Below are 13,552 nucleotides of genomic sequence, written 5' to 3' on the forward strand. Positions count from 1 at the left end.
GACTAGGGGTTTAAGTTCAAATAAGGCAGCAGTCCATGCAACCCACCTTCTCTTCCAAAACCACTTTCTTTATAGCCACCGAACGGAGAAGATGGATCAAATTTATTGAAGGTGTTAGCCCATATCACACCGGCTCTCATCCGTTTGGTCATATTAAATATTTTAGAACCCTTATCGGTCCATACACCGGCGCTTAGTCCATAAGGAGAGTTGTTGGCTTTCTCAATCACTTCATCATCGGTGCGGAAAGTAAGAATAGATAAAACGGGTCCGAAAATTTCTTCCTGTGCGATGCGGTTACTTTGCGCCACATTGGTAAACATCGTAGGCCTGCACCAAAATCCTTTGCCCGGTAAAGCGCAACTGCTTTCATACATTTCAGCACCTTCTTTTTTGCCAATGCCAATATATTTTTGGATCGTCTGTAATTGCTGTTTGGAATTGATAGCGCCGATATCCGTATTCTTGTCAAGCGGGTCACCTACAATCAGTGATTCAATACGGTCTCTTAATTTTCGAATGACTTCTTTTGCTATTGATTCCTGCACATATAACCTTGAACCGGCGCAACAAACATGTCCCTGGTTAAAATAAATGCCGTTGATTACACCTTCCACCGCCTGGTCGATGGGCGCATCTTCGAAAATGATATTCGCTGCTTTGCCACCCAGCTCTAAAGTGACTTTCTTATCTGTGCCGGCAATGGCCCGTTGAATAACCTTTCCCACTTCAGTAGACCCGGTGAAAGCAATTTTATTAATGTCAGGATGATTGACGATAGCAGCCCCGGTTTCGCCGGCTCCTGTTATAATGTTTACTACTCCCGGCGGCAGATCTGATTCCTGTATGATCTCAGCTAGTTTCAATGCAGTCAGCGAAGTTGTCTCTGCTGGTTTCAACACTACTGTATTGCCGGTTGCCAGCGCCGGAGCAATCTTCCATGCGGCCATCAGGAGCGGAAAATTCCAGGGAATAATTTGTCCCGCCACACCCAATGATTCGGTACGACGATTGGGGAACGCATATTCCAATTTGTCTGCCCAACCGGCATAATAAAAGAAATGATTAGCAGCCGTAGGCACATCAAAATCGCGGCTCTCACGAATAGGTTTACCACCATCCAATGATTCAATGATGGCCAGTTCCCTTGCTTTCTCCTGTATCATTCTTGCAATACGAAAGATATATTTTGCTCTTTCTTTGGCCGGTATTTTTTTCCAAACCTTATCATAAGCATTCCTGGCAGCCGTTACTGCTTTATCAACATCGGCTGCGTTGGACTCAGCCACTTCACTCAGCTTTTCTTCATTGGCCGGGTTGATGCTGTCAAAATATTTTTTCGATGAAGGTTTTTGCCATTCACCATTTATGAAAAGGTCGTATTGCTTATTGATAGTAGCCGCACTTTTGCTTTCCGGAGCCGGTGCATAAGTCCAGCTTGTATCAAACTTTAGTTTGAGTGTATTCGTTTTCCCGTTCGCATTTCCCGCTTTTGTACGAGATGATTTTTTTGCAACTGGCATAATTTATTTTTTATGTTACCAGCGACACCAACACGGATCATCGTCCGTTGCGTCGCACACTTCATCGTTCTGTTTGCTATTTGGCCTCACCCTCCTTCTTCCTCTCCCAAGGAGAGGAAGCGGTGCTACATTGCAAATCCAAACTTTATAACCACCACATCAGCTTTATGTCTCTATTCATCATTTTCGAAGGTTACAATTGCCATTAATCTCTTCGAAAAGCAAGGGCTGTCTGTTGGTGGCCTTCCCTATGGGGGAAGGTCGGGATGGGGCCGACCTAATCCACACTAAAATAATTCCCACTCTGATACAAACCTGTCTCTTCTTTCACAATTTGCATCAATACATCATTGGCTAAACTGCTGGCGCCAAAACGAAACCATTCATTGTTCATCCAGGCTTCACCCAATACTTCTTTTACCATTACTAAATAATGTAAGGCTAATTTAGATTTAGAAATACCGCCGGCAGGTTTCATTCCAACCATGGTCCCTGTTCTGTAATAAAAATCACGGATAGCTTCCAGCATCACCAATGTTACCGGCATGGTAGCGGCTGGTTGAATCTTACCGGTTGATGTTTTTATAAAATCAGCACCGGCGTACATGGCAATATCACTGGCCCGTCTTACTTTATCAAATGTTCCCAATTCACCCGTTTCCAATATTACTTTTAACCGGGCGTCACCACAGGCTTCTTTAATAGCGGCTATTTCATCAAATACAAAATTGTATTCTCCTGCATGAAATTTACCACGGCTGATCACCATATCCACTTCATCAGCTCCCTCATTCACTGCATATTTGGTATCGCGGATTTTTACATCACGTGGGGCCTGGCCACTGGGAAATGCTGTTGCGACAGACGCCACTTTTACACCTGAACCTTCCAATGCTTTCTTAGCTGTTTTAACCATGGATGGATACACACAAATAGCCGCAACTGTTGGCAAGCCCCGAACTGCGTCATGCGGGTGAATAGCTTTGTAACAAAGTTGTTTCACTTTGCCTTCTGTATCTTTTCCTTCCAGTGTTGTCAGGTCGATCATATTCAGTACAAGCTTCAACCCGTTCATCTTCGTTTCTTTTTTAATGCTTCTCGTGGTGAAGCGGGCTGCCCGTTCTTCTGCGCCTACCTGGTCGATACGTGGTGACAGGGTAAAATCCGGAATTGTTTGTAGCGTTTTGGCAATCGCCATACATAAAGTTTAAGAAGGCAAAGGTAGTTAAAGATAAACCCTTAAAGCACACGATGACTATCGATATTACCGGCTTAGTCAAAGTAAGATTTACGAAAAGCAATATTTTTTTGCATCAATTCAGGGACGGGTAAACTATCTGGCTTCGCCGTTTCAATATTTCCATTATATTCGAAATTCCCTTTTCGCAAGAATCACAGAGAAAAATCATCTAATTGAAAAATTTTACTGTAATGAGAAAAACTAAGCTATGCTGTAAGCTCGGCTTTGCAGTAGCCTTTTTTTTGGCGACAGCCAATCTCTGGGCCCAGTCAACGTTTCCGGAAAATGGCGTTGCCGATACACGACACGGACATTACGCTTTCATCAATGCCAGTATCGTAAAGGATGCTTCTACTACCTTATCAAACGCTACACTGATTATTAAAGATGGAAAAATTGTAGCCGTAGGTGCTAACCTCAAAGTGCCGCAGGGTGCCGTTGAGGTAGATTGTAAAGGCAAGTACATCTATCCTTCTTTTATTGACATCTACGCTGATTATGGCACGCCTGTTCCCCAGCGAGCAACTGCTGGATTCACACCGGGCCAACAACCACAATTAGCTACTGCCGTAAAAGGTCCTTATGGATGGAACCAGGCTATTAAAAGCGATGTTGACGCCTACAAAATGTTTGCTGTTGATGAGGCCAAAGCAAAGACTTTGCGGGATGCCGGCTTCGGCACCGTTCTTTCGCATGTGAAGGATGGTATTGCCCGCGGAACAGGCGCCGTGGTAACCCTGGCCAATGAAAAAGAAAACCTGGTGATCATCAAAGAAAGAGCTTCCGCACATTATTCCTTCAATAAAGGAACTTCAACCCAAAGTTATCCCGGCTCTATGATGGGTATGATTGCTTTATTGCGTCAGACATATCTCGATGCACAATGGTATAAAACCAAACCAGCATCTGAAGGGTTTAACCTGAGTTTAAAATCATGGAACGAAACGCAGGATTTGCCGCAGGTGTTTGAAGCTAATGATAAATGGAATGACCTTCGTGCCGATAAGATCGGCGATGAATTTGGTGTGCAGTATATTATTAAAGGCGGTGGCAACGAATATCAGCGTATCAAAGAAATGAAAGCCTCCAATGCTACATTTATTATTCCGCTCAATTATCCGGAGGCACAAGATGTGGAGGATCCCACCGATGCAAGATTCGTTTCCTTATCTGCCTTGAAGCATTGGGAAATGGCGCCGACTAATGCCGCCGCATTTGAAAAAACAGCCATACCTTTTTGTTTGACAACCGCCGATTTGCGGGAGGTAAAAACATTTTTGACAAATCTAAGAACAGCATTTAATTATGGATTATCAGAAGCAGCGGCTTTGACTGCGTTGACAAAAACACCAGCTACTACATTAGGAATTTACGATCAGGTGGGTAGTCTTGACGCCGGTAAATGGGCAAACTTCCTGATCACTTCCGGACCTGTCTTTAATGAGAAAACAATCATTTGGCAAAACTGGGTACAGGGAATTAAGTACACAGTAAAGGATGATGCCTGGGATGATTCAAAAGGTATCTACAAACTGGTATTGAACACATCCAGCGGGCCGGTTAATTATACACTCGATTTTAAATCCAACAATAGTGCAAGTATTCTTGCCAAAGACACGATAAACACAAAATTTTTCTTCGACGGGACACAGGTAAAATTAAATTTTTCACCCGAGAGAAAAGGCAAAGATTACCTGTTAAGCGGTTTTGTAAGCACCGATGGCTGGAGAGGTTATGGTGTTGACACTGCCGGCAATAATATTACCTGGACCGCCAGCTTTGATAAAGCAGGTGCTGCTATGCCTGATAGTGCCCGCCCCAGAAAACTAAGCCCTATAGGAAAAGTTACTTATCCTTTTGAGCCATTCGGCTGGGAAGAAGGACAATCTCCCAAACAGGAAACTATTTTGATCAGGAATGCAACTGTATGGACCAATGAGAAGGAAGGTGTGTTGCAAAATGCAGATGTGTTGATTAAAAATGGAAAGATTGCTGCTGTCGGGAAACAAATTTTGCAAGGCAGAACTGGAATTTTAGCAGATCCAATAAGAGTGATTGATGGTACTGGCAAACATGTTACGCCGGGAATTATTGATGAGCATTCACATATAGCGGCTGCTTCAATCAACGAAGGCGGACAAAGTGTAACGTCCGAAGTTCGTATTGGAGATAATCTCAATCCGGATGAAATTGATATTTATCGCCAGTTAAGCGGGGGCGTTACAAGCTCACATATTTTGCATGGCTCGGCTAATGTAATTGGCGGGCAAACCCAATTGATCAAATTGCGTTGGGGTGCTAATGCCGAAGAATTAAAATTCCAGGGATGGACCGGTCAGATCAAGTTTGCCTTGGGTGAAAATGTAAAGCGATCCAACTTTAGTATGACTGGAGGCAACAATCGTTATCCTGATACAAGAATGGGAGTGGAGCAGGTACTGGTGGATGCATTTACAAGAGCGAAAGATTATCAAAAAGCATGGAAAGAATATGAAGCCAATAAAAACCTGTCTGCCGGCAAGGCTGGTAAAAAAGGATCAACAGCAGTTGCTCCAAGACGTGATCTCGAATTGGATGCTCTCGTGGAAATTTTAGAAAACAAACGTTTTATCACCTGCCATTCCTATGTGCAAAGCGAAATAACCAGTTCAATAGAGATCGCCAACCGGATGGGATATAAGTACAATACATTTACGCATATCCTCGAAGGTTATAAAGTGGCCGATAAAATGAAAGAACACGGTTCCAATGCATCAACTTTTTCTGATTGGTGGGCCTACAAAGTTGAAGTGGAAGATGCTATTCCTTATAACGCAGCCATCATGCAAAACGTGGGGTTGAATGTCGCGATCAATTCCGATGATGCTGAGATGGCCCGCCGGTTAAACCAGGAGGCCGCCAAAATTGTGAAATACGGCGGTGTATCAGAAGAGGAGGCACTCAAAATGGTTACGCTAAATCCTGCGAAGATGTTGCATGTAGATGATAAAGTGGGTAGCCTGAAGAATGGCAAAGATGGCGACGTAGTGGTGTGGAGTGATAATCCCCTGAGCATTTACGCCAAATCATTATATACCATTGTCGATGGCACCATTTATTTTGACAGGCAAAAAGATGAGCAAATGCAAAAGACAGTAGACGTAGAAAGAGACCGCATTATTCGCAAAATGAATAGTGAAAAGAAAAGCGGTAGTCCGGTTCAGCCTGCTCAGCCGACTTACAGGATCATGCACACCTGCAGTGATCACCAGCATAGCCATGGTTTATTAACTGTCGATGCGGAGGACATTACTAACGACTAAACCTTCTGAAATGCGAAAAATATTTTTAGCTATAACAACCTGTCTTTTTTTTGCAGCCAATGCACAGGAGACAGTGTATCCTGCCAAAGAGAATAAAGGCCTGACATTTATAAAAAATGCGACCATTCATACAGGCAATGGAAAAGTAATCGAAAACGGAACCATTAAAATAAGTAATGGTAAAATTGAAGAAGTAGGAACCAACATTGCAATCCCCGCCGGCGATGTGTCTGTTGTAGATGCCAAAGGCAAACATGTTTATCCCGGACTTATATTGCCTGCCAGCAGTCTCGGCTTGATTGAAATTTCTGCTGTTCGGGCCAGTAATGATGTTAGGGAAATAGGGGATATGAATCCAGGTGTTCGCAGTATTGTGGCTTATAATACGGACTCAAAAGTGATCAACACACTTCGTTCCAATGGAATATTGTTGGCGAATATCGTACCACAAGGGAGCCTTATTGCTGGTTCATCTTCTGTAGTTCAGCTGGATGCATGGACATGGCAGGATGCAGCTTATGCAACTGATGAGGGCATGCATCTTTATATGCCGTCGCTGATGCCTCGTCCCCGTTTTGGCGGATCTGGAGGCGGCCGGCCACAGCAACCGGAAACCGATCCTGTGAAAGAAGGGCTGGAAAAAATGGACCGGATAAAAACTTTTTTTAAGGAAGCAAAAGCTTACCTGGCTTCCCCGGCAAAAGAGGAAACCAATTTAAAGTTTGAAGCAGTGAAAGGGTTGTTCAATAAAAAGCAAAAACTATATGTTCATGCCAATACTACCAAGCAAATGCTGGTAGCATTGGATCTGGCGAAGGAATTTTCCTTAGATCTTGTAATTGTAGGAGCTAGTGATAGCTGGCAAATTGCCGATTTGCTGAAACAGAATAATGTCTCTGTTATCTTAACGCCACCGCATAGTCTGCCGACACTGGATGATGACGATGTTGATCAGCCGTATAAAACAGCAGCGATGCTGCAAAAGGCCGGAGTGCTTTTTTCAATAACTGATGATGACGGGCAAACCCGTGGCCGTAACCTCGCTTTTAACGCAGGAACAGCAGCTGCTTATGGCTTGACAAAAGAAGAAGCTTTGCAGGCTATCACGTTAAATGCCGCTAAAATTTTGGGTGTTGCAGATAAAACGGGCAGCATTGAGCCAGGAAAAGATGCGAATATTATTGTAAGCGAAGGTGATGTTCTCGATATGCGGACAAGTGTGGTGACGGATGCCTTTATACAGGGCCGCAAAATTGATTTGACCGATAAACAGAAATTGCTGAATGAACGCTACAACCAAAAGTATAATTTGAAAAAGCCATTTTAATATCAATTGATCGCTTGTTGAAGTTTCAGTTTTTTTACACAAAGTTTCTTTTTGCATTTGTTGTGATCGCCTGCGGGTGTAAGGTCAGAACAAAGCAACTGCCGGGAGATTTTATTATTCACTATCCTTATGCAAACGACTCTTTTTTAGTAAGGGTAACTGATTTAACGACGAATGTTCGGGCACAGGATACCATTCATTTTGTGTATTATGTAGATGCATCACTAAAGAGTGGTAAGCAAATGGAACAAATGATAGGAAAATACAAGCTGGCCTTGGGTCAAAAGAGATATGTCTTTGTAGGCATTGCCCATTTTGGTTATTTCAGATCTAAAAGGAGAAGAGATTTTATATCACCTTCTCTGAAAACAGAAAAAGGTTTTAAAGGGAGAAATGGTAATTATGGACAGGCAGATACCTTTTATCATTTGCTGAAAAATAAAATCGCACCAAAAGCCGAGGAGAAATTTTCCGGACACCCGGTCAAACGGAGTTTTATAGGCCATAGTTTAGGCGGTTTGTTTGCGACTTATCTTCTGACAAATAATGATTCGCTGTTCAGTAACCTGTATGCCTTAAGCCCGTCATTGTGGATTGATGATTATCACATTCTGGACTATGAAAATTTGCAGAAGAGCAAATTGATGAATATCAGCAAGGATATATGGATCAGTTGCGGAAGTGCAGAAACGCTAAATAAAATAAGAAACGCTGTGAAAAAGATGGAAGATACTTTAAAGGCCAGAAAATACCCCGGCATTAGCTATTCCATTAGAGTATACAGTGGCGAAACGCATAATTCATCAGTGCAGCCGGCACTTAATGAAATATTCGAAGGGTTTTGAGAATGCTTTAAATAAGAACAGCCCCGGAAACCCAGGGCCGTTCTTTTTCCAACCGTCCATTGTTGAATATTATTGATTCGCTGATCTTCTGTTTCGTAGATTTCCCATCTGATGTCCTATTCTCTTCTCGTAATCTGGCACAAATCTAATGTCGGGTTTACGATTAGACAATAGTAAAAATACCTTAATTGAGGAAAGTTAATAATTGGTGGATAAGCGGAACTGTCAAATATAAATGCCGTAATCCGTACTTAATTAAGTGCGAATTATGAAAGTGGTAAACTATACTGAGTTTAAAAGCAAGCTGGCGGAAAACCTCAACCTGGTTAATGAGGATGGCGAAATCATGATTGTATCGAGGAGCAAAGGGAAGAATGTATTAGTAATGTCGCTCGAAGAATATAACGCCATCCAGGAAACCTTGCATCTGGGCAGCAGCAAAGCCAATGCCAAAAGAATCGATGAGGCTATTACCGAAATGAATGCCGGAAAATACCTGAAAAACAAACTTATTAACCGGTGAGATGGAGTTAGTCTGGCAAACCCTGCCTGGGAAGATTATTTGTACTGGCAGCAAACCGATAAAAAAGTGTTGGAGCGGATCAATGATTTGATAAAAGATGCTTTGCGCAACCCATTTAAAGGCATTGGTAAGCCAGAACCATTAAAGGGGCCTTATTCCGGTTGCTGGAGCAGGAGGATTACTGACGAGCACCACCTGGTGTATGCAGTTAGAGATAAGAAGGTTCACATTTTACAGTGTAGATTTCATTATGAAAAGTAATGGAAGGTTAAGATGAATCCAAGCATCGACCATTGCTGCTAATAAAAAAAATCCCGGGCATTGCCCGGGATTTTTTTTAAACGAAAAATTGTTAAGCATCCTTACCGTGACAGTTCTTGTACTTCTTCCCGCTACCACAAGGACAAGGATCGTTTCTTCCTATTTTAGGTCCTACTTTCACAGGCTCCTGTTTCACCGCAGGTCCGGCGCCACCGGGTTCAAAACGGTCTCTTTCATTGGCTGCATAATCTTCACCGGCTGTATCCACTTCCTCTTTATTAGCTCTCATCTTACTGTAATCCGTTTTTTCAGGACGTCCTTCTTTTAGCGGAGCATGTTCCTGTTGCACTGGTATAGCTGCATGGCTCAGGAACGAAACAATATCTTTATTGACCTCGGCATCCATATTCTTAAATTGCTGGAAGGCTTCCACCTTATAGATAACCAACGGATCTTTTTGCTCCAAATAAGCAGTCTGTACGCTTTGCTTCAAATCGTCCATGGCACGCAGGTGCTCTTTCCAGGCTTCATCGATTACAGCCAAAGTGATTGTTTTTTCCAGAGAACCAGCCAGCTCTTCTCCATTCGTGCTAAGTGTCTTATCAAGCGATGCCAGCACATTCAAACCTTTGCGGCCATCCGAGAAAGGAACAACCACGTTTTCGATATGGCTGCCTTGTGTAAGCCTGATATTTTTGAAAACAGGAATAGCCTGATGTTTCAGCGCCTCTTTGTGCCTGGTATAATTGTCTGTGGCTTCAGTATACAATTGATCAATCACGGTATTCAGGTCGCCTTTTTTGAATTCATCTTCTGTGATCTTTGTATCTAGTCCAAAGTTGACGATACAGGCCATTTTGAAGCCCTCAAAATCTTCCTGCTCCCGGAAGCCACTGATCAAACCTTCGGCAACTACTGAAAAGGCATTATCAATATCCAGTGCTAACCGTTCACCAAACAAGGCGTGCTGGCGTTTGCCATAGATCACATTCCGTTGTTTGTTCATTACATCATCATACTCCAGCAAACGCTTACGGATGCCGAAGTTGTTTTCCTCTACTTTTTTCTGTGCCCGTTGAATGCTATTGCTGATCATGCTGTGCTGGATCACATCACCTTCCTTATAGCCGAGTTTGTCCATCATAGAAGCGATACGTTCACTGCCAAACATTCGCATCAGGTCATCTTCCAGTGATACATAAAATTGTGAACTACCGGGATCGCCCTGGCGACCCGCACGACCACGCAGCTGCCTGTCTACACGACGGCTTTCATGTCTTTCCGTACCAATAATGGCTAACCCCCCAGCTTCTTTCACGCCCGGCCCGAGTTTGATATCGGTACCACGACCGGCCATGTTAGTAGCGATCGTTACTGCTCCGGCGAAACCTGCTTCAGCCACTACCTGTGCTTCTTTCAGGTGTTGTTTTGCATTTAATACATTATGCGGAATCTTTTTCTGTTGCAGCATCCGGCTAAGCAGTTCACTGATTTCAACGGAAGTAGTACCAACCAGCACGGGACGACCGCCATTGCGCAGGTTTTCAATTTCGTCGATAACGGCTTTATATTTTTCCCGCTTGGTTTTATAAACAAGATCCTGCTTGTCATCCCTGACCATTTTAAGATTGGTAGGAATGCTTACCACATCCAATTTATAAATGCTCCACAACTCAGCCGCTTCGGTTTCAGCTGTTCCGGTCATACCTGCCAGCTTGTGGTACATCCTGAAATAATTCTGTAAAGTGATGGTAGCATAGGTTTGCGTAGCTGCTTCGATCTTTACGTTCTCCTTTGCTTCCAGCGCCTGGTGCAAGCCGTCACTATAACGACGGCCTTCCATGATACGGCCTGTTTGTTCGTCTACAATTTTAATAGCACCGTCAATGATGACATATTCAACATCTTTTTCAAATAAAGTATAGGCTTTCAGCAATTGCTGAACGGTGTGAATACGATCTGCTTTTTGAGCGTAATCATTCAATAAAGATTCTTTCTGTTGTAATTTTTCTTCAGCCACTGCTTCACTCTTTTCTACTTCCGCCAGTTTTACCCCGATATCAGGTAAAATGAAAAACTCAGGATCTTCGCCTGCTTTAGTGATCAGGTTTAATCCTTTATCGGTCAAGTCAACTGAATTATTTTTTTCATCGATATGGAAAAGCAGTTCTGCATCTACGATATGCATATTACGCATCTGGTCCTGCAGGTAATAATTTTCTGCCTTTTGCAGTTTTACTTTATTACCAGGTTCGCTTAGATATTTAATCAATGGGCCATATTTAGGCAAACCCCGAAATGCCCTGAATAAATGAAGGCCTCCCGTTTTAGGATCATCTTCTCCTTTTTCGATCAATTTTTTGGCTTCATTCAAGGCGTTACGAACAATACGTTCCTGCTCCTGAACTATTTGTTGTATTCTTGGTTTGTGAACGTGATATTGTTGGTCCTCACCACGGGCCACCGGACCTGAAATGATCAGGGGTGTTCTGGCGTCGTCAATCAACACCGAGTCAACCTCATCCACCATGGCAAAATGGTGTTTGCGTTGTACCATTTCTTCCGGTGTATGCACCATATTATCCCGCAAATAGTCAAAACCAAATTCGTTGTTGGTGCCATAGGTAATGTCAGCGAGATAGGCTTGTCTTCTTTCTTCGGTATTAGGTTGGTGCTTGTCAATGCAATCAACTTTTAGTCCAAGCCATTCAAATATAGTACCGTTCCACTCCTGGTCACGACGGGCCAGGTAGTCATTCACCGTAACGATATGAACCCCTTCGCCGGGCAAGGCATTCAGATAAGCCGGTAAAGTAGATACAAGGGTCTTACCCTCACCGGTGGCCATCTCGGCAATTTTTCCGGAATGCAATACTGCGCCACCAATCAATTGCACATCGTAGTGCAACATGTTCCAGGTAACTTGTCCACCACCCGCGGTCCAGGTATTTTTATAAATAGCCTTGTCGCCATCGATAGTGATATAATCTTTTTTTACACTCAGGTCACGGTCCAATTGTGTAGCTGTTGCAATTACTTCGGTGTTTTCTTTAAAGCGGCGGGCTGTTTCCTTGATAACGGCAAAGGCTTCGGGAAGAATTTCTTCCAGTGCTTCTTCAATCTTTTTATCCCGGTCTTTTTTTAATTTATCTACTTCCTGGTAAATGGCATCCTTTCCCAGCAAGTCACTAAAGGGAAGTTCTTCAGCCTGTTTATTTTTTGTTGCAATAGTTTCGTCGATGGATGACAAATGTGATTGTATGCGTTGACGAAACTCTTGTGTTTTATGTCGAAGCTGGTCATTATTTAATGAAGTGTAGCTTGCAAAATGCTGGTTGATTTGCTGAACAACAGGAAGGATTTTTTTTACGTCCTTATCTGATTTGTTACCACCAAACAGCTTTGAGAGAAAACCAATCATAATGATGTGTTATTGAGTATTGTAGAATTTCAACTATTTGAGAAATATTACCGGTCAAAAAGAATGCTACTATTTTCTATAAGCCAATTTGACAGAGCTCGCTCCGATGTTCGGAGGGGAGCAAAGATAATGGAAATGAGGGAGGGACGAAGAGAGAAATGACATGACCGGTCATGGAAACTTAAGACCAATATTTTTCATAAGTACTTATTTTGCAGTGCCTTTTTGTTGCTGCCGGACTTGAACGATAACCGACGGGATATAAAACCAGGTTTTAACGAGCTATTACAAGAAACTATAATGAATAATCGGAAGATTTTTGGGAAAGTCTGCGGTTTGATAGGATTTGTTTCCTTACTTGCTTGTATTGCGGCCTGCAATAATGATGGAAAGATGCCTGTCGGCAGGGTTGCCAATCCCAAATCTCTTTATTTTGATTACAAAATCTGGGGTGATGAAGAGTCAGGCATGATTACGCTGAACTTGCAATATCGCCTTGGTGGCATTGAAGGCATGCCGGTGAGCTTAGTGCCGCCGGCTAATGTGACCCTGGATGGTTACCGGATGGAGCCTGACAGTTCAAAAATGAATGGCGTTTATTACGAGGTTAATATCCCGGTGCAGGATTTTGCCGGACCTCACGAGATAGTATGTACCGATATAGAGGACCGGAAATACAAAGAGAGATTTGAGTTTCCGGTGATCTCATTGAAGACGGAGCTTCCAAAAATAATAACCCGGAAAGACCTCAATTTTGAATTGGCTGGCCTGGACACACTCGATTTTGTGCGAACAATATTTACCGATACTTCTTTTTATGGCCGGGGAATCGACCGGGTGGATACAGTTCGCGACGGTTTGGTCACCATTAGCCGGGCTGCTTTGAAAAATTTGAGAAACGGGCCGGTTTACCTGGAATTTTACAAAGAAGAGGGGTGGCCGTTGAAAGAAACGAAGTCGGCAGGGGGCCGTTTTACCCTTACTTATGTGGTGAAAAGGGCTTTTGAACTGAAAGACAGCGCCAATTTAGAAAGCAAATAGCTTGTTTTCCGGCTTTATCCACAGGTGTCCCGATTTTCAGTTGGAATATGGAAAATCAGTAATCAGCCC

Annotated in this window: 9 protein-coding genes; 6 read left to right on the top strand and 3 right to left on the bottom strand. The window is 43.0% G+C overall.

All coding sequences use genetic code 11. The features are described from left to right. Positions 1 to 2: 2 nt before the first annotated feature. Both ACFEL9_RS05235 and deoC read right to left on the bottom strand, forming a co-directional pair. Positions 3 to 1,523 carry an aldehyde dehydrogenase family protein gene (locus ACFEL9_RS05235; protein ID WP_385886765.1) on the bottom strand — a complete coding sequence of 507 codons (1,521 nt, stop codon included), beginning with the start codon at positions 1,521 to 1,523 and terminating at the stop codon, positions 3 to 5. A 277-nt stretch (positions 1,524 to 1,800) separates the two neighbouring features. Continuing rightward, a complete protein-coding gene (gene deoC / locus ACFEL9_RS05240) occupies positions 1,801 to 2,721 on the bottom strand; it encodes a deoxyribose-phosphate aldolase (RefSeq protein WP_385886766.1) in 921 nt (306 codons plus the stop codon). Positions 2,722 to 2,954: 233 nt separating this feature from the next. Here deoC and ACFEL9_RS05245 point away from each other — a divergent pair, with 233 nt between their 5' ends. The 5 genes from ACFEL9_RS05245 to ACFEL9_RS05265 all read left to right on the top strand — a co-directional run bounded on the left by ACFEL9_RS05245 (position 2,955) and on the right by ACFEL9_RS05265 (position 9,021). Further along, the gene (locus tag ACFEL9_RS05245; protein ID WP_385886768.1) at positions 2,955 to 6,065 is read left to right on the top strand and encodes an amidohydrolase family protein; all 3,111 of its coding nucleotides are present in this window, start codon (positions 2,955 to 2,957) and stop codon (positions 6,063 to 6,065) included. A 10-nt stretch (positions 6,066 to 6,075) separates the two neighbouring features. Further along, entirely contained in the window at positions 6,076 to 7,392 is a 1,317-nt protein-coding gene (locus tag ACFEL9_RS05250; protein WP_385886770.1) for an amidohydrolase family protein, read from the top strand. A gap of 14 nt (positions 7,393 to 7,406) precedes the next feature. Further along, positions 7,407 to 8,237: an alpha/beta hydrolase gene (locus ACFEL9_RS05255; protein WP_385886772.1), complete on the top strand. Its 831-nt coding sequence runs from the start codon at positions 7,407 to 7,409 to the stop codon at positions 8,235 to 8,237. Between the two features lie 268 nt (positions 8,238 to 8,505). Beyond that, entirely contained in the window at positions 8,506 to 8,760 is a 255-nt protein-coding gene (locus tag ACFEL9_RS05260; protein WP_385886774.1) for a type II toxin-antitoxin system Phd/YefM family antitoxin, read from the top strand. 12 nt (positions 8,761 to 8,772) lie between these two features. Continuing rightward, entirely contained in the window at positions 8,773 to 9,021 is a 249-nt protein-coding gene (locus ACFEL9_RS05265) for a Txe/YoeB family addiction module toxin (protein ID WP_385888608.1), read from the top strand. 91 nt (positions 9,022 to 9,112) lie between these two features. Here ACFEL9_RS05265 and secA read toward each other — a convergent pair whose 3' ends face one another. After that, positions 9,113 to 12,442: a preprotein translocase subunit SecA gene (secA, locus tag ACFEL9_RS05270; protein WP_385886776.1), complete on the bottom strand. Its 3,330-nt coding sequence runs from the start codon at positions 12,440 to 12,442 to the stop codon at positions 9,113 to 9,115. A gap of 300 nt (positions 12,443 to 12,742) precedes the next feature. Between secA and ACFEL9_RS05275 the strand changes: the two genes are divergently transcribed. Next, positions 12,743 to 13,483 (top strand): hypothetical protein, encoded by a 741-nt coding sequence (locus ACFEL9_RS05275; RefSeq protein WP_385886778.1) that lies wholly within the window; start codon positions 12,743 to 12,745, stop codon positions 13,481 to 13,483. The last annotated feature ends 69 nt before the right edge of the window (positions 13,484 to 13,552 follow it).

Origin of the sequence: Terrimonas alba (assembly GCF_042434975.1) — a bacterium.
GTDB classification, from domain to species: domain Bacteria; phylum Bacteroidota; class Bacteroidia; order Chitinophagales; family Chitinophagaceae; genus Terrimonas_B; species Terrimonas_B alba.

Excerpts from the sequence above, each read along its gene's own strand:
- deoC (WP_385886766.1), bottom strand. The coding sequence starts at position 2,721 with ATGGCGATTGCCAAAACGCTACAAACAATTCCGGATTTTACCCTGTCA.
- ACFEL9_RS05235 (WP_385886765.1), bottom strand. The coding sequence starts at position 1,523 with ATGCCAGTTGCAAAAAAATCATCTCGTACAAAAGCGGGAAATGCGAAC.
- ACFEL9_RS05260 (WP_385886774.1), top strand. The coding sequence starts at position 8,506 with ATGAAAGTGGTAAACTATACTGAGTTTAAAAGCAAGCTGGCGGAAAAC.
- ACFEL9_RS05275 (WP_385886778.1), top strand. The coding sequence starts at position 12,743 with ATGAATAATCGGAAGATTTTTGGGAAAGTCTGCGGTTTGATAGGATTT.
- ACFEL9_RS05245 (WP_385886768.1), top strand. The coding sequence starts at position 2,955 with ATGAGAAAAACTAAGCTATGCTGTAAGCTCGGCTTTGCAGTAGCCTTT.
- secA (WP_385886776.1), bottom strand. The coding sequence starts at position 12,442 with ATGATTGGTTTTCTCTCAAAGCTGTTTGGTGGTAACAAATCAGATAAG.
- ACFEL9_RS05250 (WP_385886770.1), top strand. The coding sequence starts at position 6,076 with ATGCGAAAAATATTTTTAGCTATAACAACCTGTCTTTTTTTTGCAGCC.